The organism is Lysinibacillus sp. NPDC059133 (genome assembly GCF_042755925.1).
GTDB lineage: Bacteria > Bacillota > Bacilli > Bacillales_A > Planococcaceae > Lysinibacillus.
Map to the genome: position 1 here is coordinate 93,063 of NZ_JBHZDH010000005.1, position 16,825 is coordinate 109,887.

Here is a 16,825-nt window from a genome sequence, read left to right on the forward strand (position 1 = left end):
AATTAATCCTGTCAAGCCGTATTCAGCTACCTTATCGGTTTTTTTGTCAAAATCCTCATAGCGCTGACCTTGCTTTAAGTTAAACTGCTTTAGGATCTTGTTGTTAAACACTATACGATCGGCCTGCAAATTCGCTGGATCTGAGACGAGTATCGCTGAGATATAGCCTTGGCGGGATAGAATTCGCACATTGTAGTTAATAACACCGTTGTTCTGATTATCATGCGCCAATAAAGACCACGACAAACTATGTAATTGGTTGTCGTAGAATGGAGCAACATCCCATTTGTCAACGAATAATTGATTTTCAGGGCTTAACTCCTTATTCATTTCTTCCGTACCTTCTTTGTAGCTGTCTAACAAAGCATCAGCATCGATATCAGTTTTCTCGTCGTCTTCTATATGTCCAGATTCTTCATATTCGAAATAAACGGCCCAAGTCTGTTTTTCATCCTTTGGGAAAATCACGCCGATTTCTGACCCGCTCGGTTCCATTCCGCCCTGCGTTAGATACTTTTTCGTATCTTCTGCATTAAGAAAAATAAAATCACTGCCTAACTCCAGTTCCGCTAAATTGGTCCCTACGTCAACTTTCTGTCCACCTTCTACCCAATTCAGCTCTTCTTCGGCGAATGCGGGAACCGCACACACCATCATAATTAAAGTCATAACAGTTACTGATTTTAATAGTTTTGCAATCCACGATTTCAAAATAACTTCCTCCTAAAAATCACATGTTCTTATGCTGCGGACGACTTGTCCTTCTTTCCTTTAAATAAATGCATGCATACTAGGACAGCGCCTATACCTGCAAGAGCAATTTCGACAAAGGTTTCGCCTCCGCCAAAAATGTCGCCAAAAACAGTAAATAATTTGAATTGTAGACCGAATTGCGGCAGTATAAATGCACCTAACCCTAAAATTAAAAATATGATACCAGTACGAAACATAACTTACCCCCCTAATAATGGAAAAATACTTAAGTAGGTTACCATATAAACCAAATTGTTACAATACGAATTCTTCCAACTGAAAATATGCTGGTACAATTTCTGCCGCTTGCTAGCTCACGTTGGAGACTGAGATACCCATTTTTCGTTTTCAAGATACGGGCCTTTTTCCGAATAACTTTTAATCCAAATGGACTAATGATAGTCAAAAAACCAACATTAATTGTAGATTGTTAATGAATCGTACATTCAATATGTATATGTGACTGATCATATTTACGCATTTTTTCGATAGCCTTTTTTGGAAAAGGGTTGGGTTTTATTTGGTTGGTGTGGTTTTCTTGGTTTATCAAATAACTCTTGATTTGTTTGAATTACAAGCGGACGATCCTATGAATACACCACTTTGGTCATGGCCTTATGATAAAAAATTGCTAGTTCACTATAGCAATTTCTCAAAATAGATTGACAACAGTTTTCATTTGCTTTATCTTTGTGTTAACTTATTTTCATTTATAGTTAACGCACAAGGGGAGGCAATTTAGTTTGAAGAAGAGTAGTACATATCATTATGTGTTAGCGGCATTTGGTGCAGCGATTATTTCTGTTCTTGCACAAGTAACGATTCCGCTACCACTTATTCCAATTACAGGACAAACATTAGCAGTAGGCTTAGTCGTAACTATTTTAGGGACAAAAGTTGGTACGTTATCAGTACTGCTTTATATTTTACTTGGTGCAGCTAGTCTTCCGGTATTTAGCGGTTTTTCAGGGGGATTGGGTATTTTAGTTGGTCCTACAGGTGGCTATATTGTTGGATTCCTTGTTACGGCAATTATAATGGGCTTATACTTAGATAAATTTGGGCTTACAATTTACCATGCAATTGTTGCGAACATTATTGGAATGGTTGTGACATTGGCGTTTGGAACGACTTGGTTAAAAATTGTCGGAGATTTAACTTGGACAGCTGCATTTATGGGTGGTGCGGCACCATTTATCGTCGTAGGTATTGTGAAAGCTGTTCTAGCAGCATGGTTTGGCGTAATTGTTCGTCGTCGCTTAGAGCGAGCACATTTAATTTCTTTCAGCGGGGTCCAAACACTCGCTGAACAGAGGAACTCAGTCTAAGAACGCCACGTCCTGTGGCAACGACTGAGTGACCAACATCACGTTGGCCCAAAGCCTCCGGCGGATATCACGGAATCGGAAAGGAGTTCTATAGGATGTTAGCCTAAAATCATCGCATCCATGCGATAACGGCTAACTGACCTGCATCACGCAGGCCTAAGCAAAAAGCCGATTCCGGACGCAATTATGCCGAAGCATAATTGATTAGAAGCGATTGCATAGGAGGAATTGTTTTGGCAACGTTATGGACAGGTGGAAAAATTTACACGATGGCACAAGCTGGCGAAACAGTTGAAGCAGTCCTTGTTAAAGAAGGAAAAATTGTGGCGACAGGCTCAGTAGAGAGCTTGTCGCCACAAGCTACTTCTATTCGGCATTTACAAGAAAATGTGATGTATCCAGGCTTTGTCGATAGTCATTTACATATTATTGGCTACGGTGAGAAATTAAAGCATATTGATGTATCGAACGTTAGAAGTAAGGACGAGCTACTAGCCATTATTCGTGAAAGGATGCTGGAAGTTCCTGCGGATCAATGGGTAATCGCGATAGGGCTTAATGAGACACAATTTGAAGTTCCAATTTTCCCAACATTAGCAGAGCTTGATACTCTAGGAGAAGCTCATTTAATAATTAAACGCAGCTGTCATCATTTAATCTTAGCTAATTCCAAGGCATTAGCATTTGCAGGCATTACAAAGGACACACCATCACCAGAGGGGGGCGTCATCGATAAGGTGGATGGGCAGTTAACAGGCGTCTTAAAAGATGCAGCATTGTATATGATTGTAAACCATATGCCCCATATTACGCCCGACTATATCGAGGATGCTCTTGAGAAGGCGGTAATCTCCTTACAATCATATGGCTTAGTGGGTGGTCATTCTGAGGATTTAAGCTATTACGGGCCTCCGCTTCAACCTATAAATGCTTTTCGAAAGATTGTCGAGGCAAAGCAATCGTTTAAAGTTCATTTATTACAACACCACACAGTATTTGAGGAAGTTGCCAAGATGGAAGAAACATCTTCTCCGTATCTAGAGTTTGGAGCAATGAAGATCTTTATCGATGGTGCCTTTGGAGGACGTACTGCAGCCTTACGAGAACCATACTATGATGAGCCAGGCAATTGCGGAATGCTTGTTCACTCAACTGCACAATTAGAGCATTATGTTCAACTGGCGCGTCAGCATGGACAAACAGTGGCAGTGCATGCCATTGGCGATTTAGCCATTGAAACTATTTTAAACGTATTTACCACTTATCCGCCGCGAGAAGGTCAATTAGATCGTGTTATTCATTGTAGTTTGGTAGATAAAGAAATTTTAGAAAAACTTGCTGCGTTGCCTGTCGCAGTGGATATGCAGCCGCAATTTGTGCAGGGCGAGTATGCAGCAGAACTAGCTAGGCTAGGGGAGAAACGAGCGAAAGGCTTGCACCCGTTAAAATCGCTGCTTGATCGCGGATTAGTAGTTGCGGGTGGCAGTGATGCCCCGATTGAAGTACCAAATCCCTTATATGGTATATACGCTGCTGTAACAAGACGGAATTTTGGAGAATCTCATAACGGCTACGGTCCAATGGAGAAAATATCACGTTTTGAAGCAGTACGACTCTATACTGTAGGAGTTGCACAAATAATCGCTCAAGACCATATTCGAGGTAAGATTGAAAAGGGCTATACAGCAGACTTCACTGTTCTAGAAGAGGATCTTTTTACGATAGCTATTGAAAACGTTCCACAAGTAAAAGTTGCTTATACGGTTGTGGATGGCCGTATTGTTTATGAAAAACGCTGTAAAGAATAAACTTTACAGCGTTTTTGCTTGTCGATAAAAGAAGTTTGTTCAATGCCAACAGAGTGCGGGTGCAGTGGGGTTGTCAATCTAATACTCGAGAAAGCAAAAATAAAAAGAATAGCAAAAACTACTTTGGCTAAAGTTAAATTGAAATGAAGGGGAACAAACAAAAGAAAAAAGAGCAGTCGCAACTGCTCCTTACAATATGTCATAATCTTTGTCGTTTTCATACCACTCTCGATCTGCTGGGTTATTTCGGTCTAACAAAATTGCCCCATCTTTCCCGACTGGCATTTTTCGAATTGCTGAAGCTGAATGTAGCGTACTGACACATGCTGTCAATTCCTCAATCGTCATGCTTTCAAGCTGTTCCGAATCAAGTGCAAAGATTTCATCAACGGTCATTTTTTCTTTCTCAATCTTGGCATCATATTCCTTCAAATTTTTCTCATATTCCTCAATTGATTTATTGAGATAATCCCTGTTTATCGTGTATTTTATTGGCTCATCGGATGGTAGGCTTTTCTTTATTCGGAAATAGTCGCTCATTATTCTGCTCCTTTTAGATTTTTATTTTTTTTACTAATTTTCTTAATAATGAAAGCTATTGCTCCCAAAGCTGCTGTTCGTGATATTTCGCTAGCAATATATGAAAGTAACAATCCTGTTGTATCTCCCACAATAAAAAACTTTAACAAATATATCCTAACTTTTTTAAAGCTGTTGTTCAATAAAAAAGGGATGGGCGGCAGCCAATAGGGTGATGCAGAGGAAACTCATTCCTTATTAGTGTGATGTGTTCCTAGCGATGGAGTATATGATTGGGCTATTTCATTGGGGAGGTAATGCTCTTGAGACCGTTCTTTTGAAAGAGGACCAGTTGATTAAATTCGCCATGCAAGATTACACATCAATTCGACTTATACCATGATTGCTCATTTCCAGCATATCAAACAGCTTTTGAATGGCGTTTTGTGACCAATGAAGATCATTCTTTAAGGCCTTCCTTTTCAAAGGAATTTCGGCAATCGGATGCCCACCATTATCTATATGCAATAGTTAAAGAATTTTCTGCAGCTGAATCATTTTTGGTAAAATTGAATAAGAGGTGATAGGAATGGTTCATAAAATGGGACTGTATGGAGAATATTTTCAATCCATCCTAGAAGGAAAAAAGAAAGTAGAAGTTCGTCTGAACGATGAAAAGAGAAGGAAAATTAAAGTTGGCGATACGATTGAATTTATTAAGGTTCCTCAACAAGATGAAACATTACAAGTTCAAGTAACAGGAGTAATAAAATATGATACGTTTAGGGAAATGTACGAAGATATTCCTTTTACAGAATTCGATTGCGAAGGATGGACAATGAAAGAAATGATAGACGGGACATATGAGATTTACACTCCAGAACAAGAAAAAGAGTGGGGAGCATTAGCAATAATCATCAAATATTAAAGCAATGGCAAAGAAATACCATTGCTTTTTCTATTGCTAATTTAGCTTGCGAATTGGAGCTCAAAAACCGAATCCGTTAAGCATTTTCAATCCATTTTGTATTTATTTAATAAAGAAACTTATCCAAAAAAAACAAAAGAAAACTACCTGCAAAAAAGAAAATGGCTATCCCTGTTATAACATACATAACAATTTCAAACCAAGAAAGTTTTCTTTCTAATCGCTTATTTTTCAGTTGTCTGAAATAGATATAGCCACAAAATAATAATACGAAAGCAGCAATTTCTTGGATGCCCTCCAATATTTTTATTACAAAAGCGCTCACCCTCCCACCTTTCAAATGGCACTGAACTAGCACTAGGAGATCTCCAGTCATCGTCACAAGGTGCACAGAAATTTCAAAAAACGCAAGAACTCCTGTTGCTTCAACCCAAACCTGTCTAAATTTATCTAACGCTGAATCATTTTTTCTTCTTCAGTATATGCTGAATTCTTCATTTCTCTTAATCCCGATTTTCTAGTGTTTTCACCCTTGTTGTTAAATCGTCTACTTTGTGCTGAAGTGTTTCTTCAGGAGGTAGAGGAGCTGTCGATTTCATTTTTTTAATCATCTTAATCATTACGAAAAAAATGGCGAGGAAACTTACAAGAAGTACAGTTGTACTAATAATATCTCTCAGGTTAAAAATCGTATGTATCATAATTATTAGCCCCCTTAAATTGTATCGATTTTATTATTTACTGAGTGACATACAAAAAAGTTTCAAAAAAATTTTTTTAGACACTATAAATACAGAAATCGAATCATTTTTCCTCGCATATTATATGGGACAAATTGTATTTCAAGAGCTAAAAGTAATTTGAAATAAATGTCTTTACATATCCTATAGGGAAAAGCTTATAAAAATCGTAAAGATGCTTAAGATAGGGGATACGATAGGTATGACTGGGGTGAGTAAATGCACAAAACGGGACAAGTAATGCGACAAGCCGTCTACAATATTTATATGTATCGCTCTGATTATATACAGGTTTTCGCACTGATTAGATTATTTCAGTTTTTATTAATTGTTCCTGTAACAGCTATCGTATTTAAGCTAATGCTGCGAGTAACTGGGTACACACATATTACTGAGCAAAATATTCAAAGTTTTATGGGGCATCCCTTTGTCATCTCGATGATTATTCTTTTGATAATGCTCATTTTGCTATTTATTTATTATGAAATGGGTTTTCTTTATATAATGGCCTTTCATCAACAAAGAGGTATTCGCTATCGATTTCTACACATATGGCAGCAACTCAATCGTAAGGTTATTTACTTTTTTAGCATTCAAATTCTTTTTTTAATTATTTATATTGCACTTTTATTGCCATTAACTTCATTAATATTTCCGCTTACGTTCACACAAGCCATTTCCCTTCCGCATTTTTTGACAGATGAAATCATGAGCAGTCGTTCTGGTCGTTTACTTTATGCGGCTATTACAATTGTTTTAGTAATAGTGGGGATACGTAGCATTTTGGCATTGCCGATTTTTACAATCCAGCCGAAAATATCAATACTTCGTTCATTTATACAGAGCTGGCGTTTTTCAAAGCGGGGCTTGTTGGGACTCCTTAGCTTATTAGCTATGCTTGTTACGGTTCATTTACTTGTAATGCTTGGAATTACGCTTATAAGCACCTTGCCATTATATATTTTGGAGCGTTTGATTCCTAGTACAGCACTTGTCACAGCGGCAATTACTCTTGCTTTTTTAGAAATGGTCTTTGTCGTGTTATTTAGTTTACTGCAAGCAATGTTTTCACAAGTAATGGTGGCAATTACCTATAATACGTCAATTTTAGGTAAGTCAAGATTTACACCGAAATTTAGAAAAAGACGCTATAAGCCATTGACTTTCATCATTTTGGTTGTTTTCATCGCATTAAGTGTGATGAATGTTATTTCATTAGAGAAAAGTGTCTATGCACCAGATACAAAAATAATTGCACATCGTGGCTACACGAAGGGGAATGTGGAAAATACGATCAGCGGCCTTGTTAGTGCAGCAAGTTCGGGTGCAGATTTAATCGAAATCGATATTCAACAAACCGTTGATGGACAATTCGTAGTATTTCATGATCAAACATTAAGAAGACTTACAGGTAAAAATGGTGTAATCGCCAATATGACGCTCGGTGAATTAAAAACGTTAACCATTCATGCTAATGGCTTTAACGACAAAATTTCATCATTAGATGATTTTATTGAAATAGCAAAATCACTAAATGTTTCCTTACTGATTGAATTAAAAGTTCATGGTAAAGAAAAGGAAGATGTATTGCCCAAGTTAGTAAAAAAACTAAAGGCTTACAAGGTTCTCGATAAGTATTATGTGCAATCTTCAGATCCTCAAATGATGTCACAGTTAAAAAAATTGGCGCCGAACTTACATGTTGGGATTGTCTATGCATTAAATATCGGGCCGATGGATGAAACGGTTGATTTTATTTCACTTGAGGAAGCATGGGTAACAGACCAGCTAATCTCAGAGATGAAGCAACAAAAAATTGATTTGTTTGTATGGACATTGAATAATAATCGGTCATTACATGAATTTATTCGGAAAAATGTCAATGGAGTCATTACCGATCTCCCCGATACGGCTTTGGATATACGAAGAAAGCAAAATGAGCGTGAATACTTTTTACAGCGTATACTAAACCTATTTCAATTCATGTTTTAAATTTACATGTACAACCTGATTAAATGGAATACCCGCGCGAGGTGATCAAATACCCGCGAACCAAACAGTATAAGGGAAAGCCGCGATTCTTTACGATGAAGAATCGTGGCTTTTTTAGGGGAATGCTAAAAAAAGTTGGCAATGCTGTAACCTTTTTCTTTTATAACCGACTACTACTATGAATTCGGGAAATGAAGGAGATGCTTTTTTTATGAAAATGACGAAAGTCGTACCATTTGCAATGTCAGCATTATTAATCGGGGGCGCTGTAGTAGCTCCAACTGCATCAGCCAACGAAGGAGAAGCCGTTGTGACGAACGCTACTGATAATAATGAGCAAAATCCACAAGTTCAACCTATTTTTATTAAAATAGCTGGAACAATTGAGAATGTTGAAAAACGTGAGGATTCAACTTATTACACTGTGAAAGAAGACGAAAATACAAATGTTTTTGTCGTAAATGACGAAACACTAGTTTTCGATAATACTGGTAAAGAAGTTAAACTACAAAAGGGTGATCAAGTAACAGCTTACACATATGCAAATAAGCCAATGCTTATGATTTATCCACCACAATATAACCCAGAAGTAATTATTGTGGAAACAAAAGAAATGGGAACTGTTGAAGTAGACTTTTTCAATAAAGAATTAGTGAATACTGATAACACGTTAAAATTAAATGTTGGCAAAGAAACAGAATTACTTAGCCTATCTGGTAAAAAAGTAAAAGCGAAGGATTTAGCAGACCAACATTTACTAGTGTTCTACAAAATTACAACAATGAGCATTCCAGCACAAACACCACCTTCAAAAGTTGTCGTTTTAGATACGATTGCACAAGAGCCTGGTAAAGAGGATCCGTCTAAAGCTGCTGTACAAGAAATTATTAACAATGATTTTTATGAGGTAGAAGGTACTAAAATGGTACCACTACGTTTAATTGCCGAAGAGTTAGGCTTTAAAGTAGAATCAACAGGATATGGCGCTATTATTTCTAAAGGCGCATTATCTTATACCATTACGCGTGGTCAAAAAGAATATGGCTATAATAAAGCACTTCGTCATTTTGAAGTAGCACCAGCTTTATTAGAACCAACAAAAACATATGTACCAGTTGAATTTGTTGAAGAATTAATGAAATAAAATGTTGTTTACCCCCTTCATGGCATCGCGCTGTGGAGGGGGTTTTATCTTGACTCAGTAGATGCTTTAGAAAGGATGCGGCTCATTTGACGCTCTCAAGAAAGTATAAAGCCGGAAAGGAAATCAACCCCTCGTTATGGTGATGCGCCATAAAAGTGATTTCTATTAAATTTTGGTCCATCATTGGAAGTTTGAGGTGACATTTTATTTAAAACATATGTCATGTGAGTAAGTTGATTGGAGTGGAGACTGGGTGACTCCTTGGGGATTAGCGATAGAGGAACGAAGGCTAAAACCATCACATCCTGTGATAACGCCTTCGTGACCAACATCGTGTTGGCCCGAGACCCTGGAGCAAAGCGAAGCGGCTCATCGGACGCCCCCAGGAAAGCGCCCAGTCGGAACGGAAATCAACTACACGCTACGGTGATGAGCTATTCATTTCTCATAATTCTCTTTAAATGCAAAGAGTATTTTTGTACAATAAGAGAATTAAAGTCAGATTCTTAAAGGAGAACTATATGAAGCAGGCATTAATTATAGTGGATATGCAGGAAGCATTCTTTTTGGATAGTGAAAACTACTTATTTGATTATGAAAAAGTGTTAAATAATATTAATATGTTAATAACTTGGGCTCGTAATAGTGAAGTTCCTATTATTTTTATCCAGCATACAGATTCAAATAAGGATGACGATTTTGCGTTTGGTAAGCCAGGCTGGGATCTATATCACGGGCTTCTAAGACAACCAGAGGATAAAGTGATTCAAAAAACAACGTGGGATGCATTCTATCAAACGGAATTAGCACAATACATACAGGAACAACAAATTGAACAGCTTATTTTCGCTGGTGCTCAAACAGAATTTTGTCTTGATACAACCATCCGAAACGCCTATAGCCGTGGATACCATCATAATATTTTAGTTGAAGATGCACATTCCACACTAGATAGTCACGTATTAAATGCGCAGCAAATTATAAAGCATCATGAGTCCGTATGGCACAATCGATTCGTGAACATTCAGCCAAGTACTTTTTTAAAAACTAAGTAAAGAGGGGTTTCAATAATGCTCATAAATAGCCAAGAATTCTATATCAATGAACTTCATTATACAATTAGATCTGCCAATATCGAAGATGCCCAAGCATTATCTGATTTAAGGCTACAGCTTGATGGAGAAACGGAAAATTTCGATCGAGAACAAGGGGAAGGCTTTATCGATACGAAAGGATTTGAAGCGATTATTAAGGACGACTCAGAAAGTCCAAGAAATTTGTGTTTAGTGGCAGTGGTCGATAATCGCATCGTCGGATTTTCTAGATGTGCGGGCTCGCCATTTAAAAAAATTGCTCATAAAGTAGAATTTGGTGTAGGTGTTTTAAAGGAATTTTGGCGCTATGGGATAGGTAAAAATTTCTTAAATGCTTCGATAGAGTGGGCTGACGCTAATAACATTAAAAAAATGGCCTTGACTGTTGTAGAGACAAATGACAAAGCAATTTTGCTCTATAAAAAGCTTGGCTTTGAAGTTGAAGGCGTCTTAAAAAATGATAAACTCCTTTCAGATGGCAACTATTATAATACGATTGTCATGGGAAGAATTAAGGCATAATTTTAAAATAAACCAGCTAAGCAAATAGGTGCTTAGCTGGTTTTTTTACAACAAAAACAACTTGCTTTTCAAATTAGCTACTAAAAAATGACCTGGACATACGATCCTTTACAAACGCGTAATGCATATTTGAATTTAACGATACGTATATTGAGAATTGCTATGGCAAGATGGAAGACGGTCTAAATGGTGGTCTCCTGAAGAGAACTATAAATAGCTTAATTAGTGTTTTTGAAAAATAACGCTTAAAGTAGAAAATGTTGTATATTTTTAGCTAAAAGTAACTTATCTGTAAAAATGCCGTTATTTACAATAACTTTTGCTGAATTTTCTGATTATAATTAAAGAGAACAAATTATAAGGGGTTGATAGAATGTCAGTAAAGGTTAATCCAAACGTTGAGCTAAGCCACCCATTATCACCATTATCTGAAGTAGAAATTGAAAAAGCTGTTCAAATAGTCAAGGAACAACAACAGTTGTCTGAACATGTACGATTTATGTCGGTGATGTTACATGAACCTAAAAAATCAGAAGTACTAAATTACAAACCAGGTAATTCTGTAGATCGCCAAGTATTTTTAGTGATTTTAGATGATAAAGAATTGAAAACATATGAAGCAGTTGTAAATTTAACTTCAGAAAAAGTTGATTCCTACGAACATATTCCTGGCGTACAACCAAATGTAGCCTTAGAGGAATTTGAGCAATGTGAAGAATTAGTAAAGAGCCACCCTGATTTTGTAGCAGCATTACAGAAACGTGGCATTGACAACCCTGAATTAATTATGGTGGATCCTTGGTCAGCAGGGAATTTTGGTGTTCAGGAACATGAAGGTAAACGTTTACTTCGTGCGATTTGTTGGCAAAAAAAATCGCTAGAAGATAACGGATATGCTTACCCTTTAACAGGTATTGTAACGTATGTAGACCTAAACAAAATGGAAGTTTACAAAGTAGAAGATCACGGGGTACGTCCAATTCCAACAACATCAGGTAATTACCATCCTGAAGTTGATGAATCAATTGTGTTTAGAAATGACTTAAAACCATTGGAAATCATTCAACCTGAAGGTCCAAGCTTTACAATTGAAGGCAATTTGATCAAATGGCAAAAGTGGAGTTTCCGCTATGGATTTACACCACGTGAGGGCCTTGTATTATACACAATTAATTACCATGACAAAGGCAAGGATCGTCCAGTTCTTTATCGTGCAGCATTATCAGAAATGGTTGTCCCTTATGGTGAACCAACATTTTCGCATAACACACAAAATGCCTTTGATGCTGGTGAATATGGAATGGGTCAATTAGCCAATTCGTTAGAACTAGGTTGCGACTGCTTAGGCGAAATTCAATACTTTGATGGTGTTGTAGCTGATGTTAAAGGAAATGCGCGTACGATCAAAAATGCGATTTGCTTACACGAAGAAGATTACGGGATTGGTTGGAAACATACAGATTGGCGTACAGGTCATGTAGAAGTACGGCGCTCACGTCGACTAGTGATTTCATTTTTCTGTACAGTTGGAAATTATGATTACGGCTTCTATTGGAGTTTCTACCAAGACGGTACGATTGAAGCTGAAGTCAAACTAACAGGTATTTTAAGCACTGGTACATGTGAAGATGGCATCCAAACAAAATATGGATCTGAGATTTCTCCAGGATTAAACGCATCACATCATCAACACTTCTTTAATTTCCGACTTGATACGATGTTAGACGGTGAAAATAACTCAGTAGTTGAAACAGAAACAGTATCAGAAACATTGGGAGAACACAATCCGAATGCCAATGGTTTCTATCCTCTTTCACGTATCTTTAAAACGGAGAAGGAAGCGTTACGTAATTTAGATTTAAAAACGCAGCGTACTTGGAAAATTATCAATAAAAAATCACTTAACCGAGTGAATCAACCTGTTGGATATAAAATTTTGCCTGGCGAAAATTGCTTCCCATTTGCTCATGAAGAAGCAAGCGTTATGAAACGTGCTGGTTTCCTCAAACACCATTTACACGTTACGCAATTTGATGAAAATGAAAAATATGCAACAGGTATGTATCCAAATCAACATGCTGGAGGAGATGGACTTCCAAAATACGTTGAGAAAAACCGTTCAATTGATGATGAAGATATCGTCGTTTGGTACACAATGGGCCATCATCATATCCCGCGCCCTGAAGATTGGCCTGTAATGCCAACTGCATACATCAATTTCCAATTGAAACCAGTTGGATTCTTTGATCGAAACCCAGCAATAGACGTTCCTAGACCGGACAAGAAGTGTCACACAACCTCGTCTTGTCATATACAATAAAACTCTTAAAGGAGTGATTAGATGCTACCATTCCTAAGCATGTTGGTGATTGTTACTTTTACGGTAATCACTAACCGTTTATTAAAACAGCGTTTTGCTAATCATGGCATGGCCAAGTGCTGTATAATGCTGATTTCTATGACCATGAGTACTGCTGTTGGGATGAATATGGCTACCTGGCTTCCGGATATGGTACTAGGTGCAATAGCATCTATTATTATTTCTATTGCATTAGGCTATTTACTGTCAACAGGCTTACCAATGTACCTATTCATGGAAAGTGTAGGATCTAGTTTTATGGGAGCAATGATGGGCGCGATGCTAACATTAATGACCACCCAATATTTAACGTTAAGCATTATCTTTTTTACAATGATGTTTATTGTAAGTGCTATCATTTCTATCGGTGTATGGAATCGTGAGATGTTTCCTATCTTTATAAAAGCCATTCCAAAGCATATTTATATTGTGGCTGGTTTAATGCTTTGTGTACTAGTATTAAGTAGTTTTGAGATTCAAAATGAGGTACCTGCAAAAGAAGAACAACAGCATCAACATCATCATTAAAGGGGTCGATAATTATGCTAAATGTTAAACCGAATATTGAAAAATCTGGCATTCAATTCAAAAAGGAATATGACAATTTTATTGGTGGTGAATGGGTAGCACCTGTAAATGGAGAGTATTTCGATAATATTACGCCTATCACGAAAGAAGTATTTACACGTGTAGCTCGTTCAACAAAAGAAGATGTAGAGCTAGCATTAGATGCCGCTCATGAAGCCCAAAAAACTTGGGGGAAAACACCCGTAGCAGAACGGGCACGTATCTTACTAGCCATTGCTGATCGTATGGAAGAAAACCTTGAAAAAATTGCAAGGGTAGAAACTTGGGATAATGGGAAAGCGATTCGTGAAACTATGTATGCTGATATTCCATTGGCAATTGATAATTTCCGCTATTTTGCAAGTGCCATTCGCGCACAACAAGGGCAAGTGACACCTTTTGATGAGGATACAGTAGCTTATCATTTCCAAGAACCTATTGGTGTAGTTGGCCAAATCATTCCATGGAACTTTCCTATTTTAATGGCAGCTTGGAAATTGGCGCCAGCACTTGCTGCAGGAAATAGTGTTGTATTAAAATTAGCAGAACAAACGCCGGTATCATTCTTATTCGTAGTTGAACTTATTCAAGACCTATTACCAAAAGGTGTATTAAACGTCATTAATGGTTTTGGTGTAGAGGCAGGGAAAGAGTTAGCTTCAAGTCCACGTATTGCCAAAGTGGCCTTTACGGGTTCTACAGCTGTCGGCAAACTGATTATGAAATATGCATCTGAGAATCTAATTCCTGTTACACTAGAGTTAGGTGGCAAATCTCCTAATATCTTCTTTGAAGATGTCATGGATGCTGATGACGGATATCTAGATAAGGCGATTGAAGGATTAGTTATGTTTGCTTTAAATCAAGGTGAAGTTTGCACTTGTCCATCTAGAGCCTTGATCCATGAGTCTATTTATGATCGTTTCATGGAAAAAGCTATTGAACGAGTAAAGCAAATTAAAGTGGGTGATCCATTCGAACTTGAAACAATGATGGGTGCACAGGCTTCAGAAGAACAACATAAAAAAATTCTTTCTTATTTTGAAATTGCCAAACAAGATGGCGCAGAATGTTTAATCGGTGGCGCCGAAAATCACCTTGATAATTTAGATGGTTATTTTATTAAACCAACTATTTTTAAAGGCAATAACAAAATGCGTATTTTCCAAGAAGAAATTTTCGGTCCAGTATTGGCAGTGACTACGTTTAAAACCTTCGAGGAAGCGATTGAAATTGCAAATGATACTATGTATGGATTAGGGGCAGCTGTATGGTCACGTAATACAAACGTTACCTATAAAGCAAGTCGAGAGATCCAAGCAGGACGTGTTTGGATAAATACGTATCACCAATACCCTGCTGGTGCAGCATTTGGCGGCTACAAAAAGTCAGGCGTCGGTCGAGAAAATCATTTAAAAGCTTTAGAATCGTATCAATCGACTAAATGTGTTTTAGCTAGTTACAATGAACAGGCGCAAGGATTCTTTTAATTTTACCTAAGAGTGAAGTGAGGGGGCGGCTTATTGAGTAGCTATTATCCAATCCAACCTGAATTGGTCCAAAAAACGTATTCTTATAGAGAACTGACTCCAAACAGCAATTTAAACCAGGATATACTATTTTATTATGAGTTTGAACCAATAGGCATTAATAGTGATATTCATGTTATTCCTGATGCTTGCCAAGATTTAATGTTTTACATTGGCAAAGATCAAAAGGTTGTCTTAGGGAATACCCCGACTACACGTGAAATTTATTCATTTACCCCAAAAGGTAAATATTTTGGTGTTCGTCTAAATCCGAAACAAACAGTTATTCAATACAATTGCGCATTAAAACAAATTGTTCAACAACCGTTTGTAAATGTTGAATTAGGCTGCACACTGGACTCTAAATTTATACAAGCTGTTTTTGAAGCAGGTGATTTCGAACAAAGAGTGCAGATTTGTAATGAGTATTTTTGTTCTCAAAAAAAGGAAAAAAGCTTAGGTGATGAAATATTCGCTACTTGTTTTGATTCTATTATTGAAAATAATGGGCTGTTCTTACCAGATGTAATTCAGCATAAAACAGGTTATTCTGAGCGATATATCCGAGAACTTTTCTACAAAAAAACTGGATTTGGACCAAAAAAGCTAAGTAAATTCATACGTATTCAACTCTTACTTCAACATTTTTCTTTTGAAGAGACACCTGTAAACATTGACCAATATGGTTACTATGATCCTTCACATTATTACAAAGATTTTAAAAGCTTACTTGTCATAACACCTGCTGAATATATAAAAGAATTTTTAGGTTGGAAAAATATAAAACGAAAGTTTCTATCTTATTAGCCCCTCAAAGCTTTCACTCTTTCTTAAAAAAACATACTAACATTTTAGTATGTTTTTTTTATTCATGAACTGTATTCTTTCTTCCAGAAAAAAACATTTAGTTTAACTACATTAACGATTCGTTACCCTAATTTTGGCTGGAATTTTGGACTAGGTGAATTTGGTTATTTATGTTAATTGCAACATTACTTATGGCAACAATGTATTTTACTATGACATAAGGAATTTCTGAACTTTCTACAATATTACCACATGCAGGTGACCCTTATTCTTTTGTAAGGGGAGCTATGGGAAGGTATGAAGGTTTTATTACGGGAATCGGGGTTCTTCTACAATATATAATCGCAGGACCAGTAGTAGCGATTGTATGGGAGGATATGTGGATTTCTTATTCCCTGAAATTCCAGCAGCAATAATTTTTGGTATTTTTATGATAGTGCATATTATCGGTATTAAAGCGTATGCAACCATAGAAATGGTTTATTTTCTGTGGCTGTTGGATTATTAGCTTAAAAACAACTCCCATATTTGGAGATGAACAAAACAAATAACATTACATAATATAAAAATAAGAAATATTTATCTCCATTCAGTCAAACATCTACTGAATGAAGATAAAGCCTCCGGCGGATGTCATGGATTTTTTATTTTGGGTGCACAAATAAAAATACGGACTCAAATTCGCCAAGGGGCAATTGTAAAAAAAATGTTTGTTTATTAATTTTATATTTATAA

Annotated in this window: 16 protein-coding genes and 1 pseudogene; 13 read left to right on the forward strand and 4 right to left on the reverse strand. The window is 36.9% G+C overall.

Going from position 1 to position 16,825, the window contains the following annotated elements; all coding sequences use genetic code 11:
* The coding region (locus tag ACFXN8_RS04475) for a DUF2167 domain-containing protein (protein ID WP_386843107.1) at window positions 1-711 on the reverse strand (711 nt) is incomplete at its 3' end.
* A 29-nt stretch (window positions 712-740) separates the two neighbouring features.
* A complete protein-coding gene (locus tag ACFXN8_RS04480) occupies window positions 741-950 on the reverse strand; it encodes a hypothetical protein (RefSeq protein ID WP_376076707.1) in 210 nt (69 codons plus the stop codon).
* A gap of 546 nt (window positions 951-1,496) precedes the next feature.
* Between ACFXN8_RS04480 and ACFXN8_RS04485 the strand changes: the two genes are divergently transcribed.
* Entirely contained in the window at window positions 1,497-2,081 is a 585-nt protein-coding gene (locus tag ACFXN8_RS04485; RefSeq protein WP_386843109.1) for a biotin transporter BioY, read from the forward strand.
* 233 nt (window positions 2,082-2,314) lie between these two features.
* Window positions 2,315-3,889: an amidohydrolase gene (locus tag ACFXN8_RS04490; protein ID WP_386843111.1), complete on the forward strand. Its 1,575-nt coding sequence runs from the start codon at window positions 2,315-2,317 to the stop codon at window positions 3,887-3,889.
* A 189-nt stretch (window positions 3,890-4,078) separates the two neighbouring features.
* Here the strand turns inward: ACFXN8_RS04490 and ACFXN8_RS04495 are convergent, their stop codons facing one another.
* Complete coding sequence (locus ACFXN8_RS04495) at window positions 4,079-4,429, reverse strand: hypothetical protein (RefSeq protein WP_376076700.1); 351 nt, start codon at window positions 4,427-4,429, stop codon at window positions 4,079-4,081.
* A gap of 568 nt (window positions 4,430-4,997) precedes the next feature.
* Between ACFXN8_RS04495 and ACFXN8_RS04500 the strand changes: the two genes are divergently transcribed.
* A complete protein-coding gene (locus ACFXN8_RS04500) occupies window positions 4,998-5,336 on the forward strand; it encodes an ASCH domain-containing protein (RefSeq protein WP_376076696.1) in 339 nt (112 codons plus the stop codon).
* A gap of 503 nt (window positions 5,337-5,839) precedes the next feature.
* On the opposite strand, the gene ACFXN8_RS04505 is transcribed toward ACFXN8_RS04500, so the two are convergent.
* Window positions 5,840-6,037, reverse strand: a complete 198-nt coding sequence (locus tag ACFXN8_RS04505) for a hypothetical protein (protein WP_376076693.1) — start codon at window positions 6,035-6,037, stop codon at window positions 5,840-5,842.
* Window positions 6,038-6,295: 258 nt separating this feature from the next.
* Between ACFXN8_RS04505 and ACFXN8_RS04510 the strand changes: the two genes are divergently transcribed.
* The 10 genes and pseudogenes from ACFXN8_RS04510 to ACFXN8_RS04555 all read left to right on the forward strand — a co-directional run bounded on the left by ACFXN8_RS04510 (window position 6,296) and on the right by ACFXN8_RS04555 (window position 16,506).
* Complete coding sequence (locus ACFXN8_RS04510) at window positions 6,296-8,068, forward strand: glycerophosphoryl diester phosphodiesterase membrane domain-containing protein (protein ID WP_386843114.1); 1,773 nt, start codon at window positions 6,296-6,298, stop codon at window positions 8,066-8,068.
* Window positions 8,069-8,279: 211 nt separating this feature from the next.
* Window positions 8,280-9,212, forward strand: coding sequence for a stalk domain-containing protein (locus tag ACFXN8_RS04515; protein WP_376076689.1), 933 nt, complete (start codon window positions 8,280-8,282; stop codon window positions 9,210-9,212).
* 521 nt (window positions 9,213-9,733) lie between these two features.
* Window positions 9,734-10,267 carry an isochorismatase family protein gene (locus ACFXN8_RS04520; RefSeq protein WP_376076686.1) on the forward strand — a complete coding sequence of 178 codons (534 nt, stop codon included), beginning with the start codon at window positions 9,734-9,736 and terminating at the stop codon, window positions 10,265-10,267.
* Window positions 10,268-10,282: 15 nt separating this feature from the next.
* Complete coding sequence (locus tag ACFXN8_RS04525; protein WP_376076684.1) at window positions 10,283-10,828, forward strand: GNAT family N-acetyltransferase; 546 nt, start codon at window positions 10,283-10,285, stop codon at window positions 10,826-10,828.
* Between the two features lie 87 nt (window positions 10,829-10,915).
* Window positions 10,916-11,025: pseudogene (locus ACFXN8_RS04530) on the forward strand (GNAT family N-acetyltransferase); the annotation flags it as partial.
* Between the two features lie 176 nt (window positions 11,026-11,201).
* Window positions 11,202-13,148 (forward strand): primary-amine oxidase, encoded by a 1,947-nt coding sequence (locus ACFXN8_RS04535; protein ID WP_386843117.1) that lies wholly within the window; start codon window positions 11,202-11,204, stop codon window positions 13,146-13,148.
* Window positions 13,149-13,169: 21 nt separating this feature from the next.
* Window positions 13,170-13,715 (forward strand): hypothetical protein, encoded by a 546-nt coding sequence (locus tag ACFXN8_RS04540; RefSeq protein ID WP_386843119.1) that lies wholly within the window; start codon window positions 13,170-13,172, stop codon window positions 13,713-13,715.
* Window positions 13,716-13,729: 14 nt separating this feature from the next.
* On the forward strand, window positions 13,730-15,244 hold the full coding sequence (locus tag ACFXN8_RS04545) for an aldehyde dehydrogenase family protein (protein ID WP_386843121.1): 1,515 nt from the start codon (window positions 13,730-13,732) through the stop codon (window positions 15,242-15,244).
* Window positions 15,245-15,277: 33 nt separating this feature from the next.
* The gene (locus ACFXN8_RS04550; protein WP_386843123.1) at window positions 15,278-16,090 is read left to right on the forward strand and encodes a hypothetical protein; all 813 of its coding nucleotides are present in this window, start codon (window positions 15,278-15,280) and stop codon (window positions 16,088-16,090) included.
* A gap of 287 nt (window positions 16,091-16,377) precedes the next feature.
* Window positions 16,378-16,506, forward strand: coding sequence for a hypothetical protein (locus ACFXN8_RS04555; RefSeq protein ID WP_386843125.1), 129 nt, complete (start codon window positions 16,378-16,380; stop codon window positions 16,504-16,506).
* Window positions 16,507-16,825: the final 319 nt, after the last annotated feature.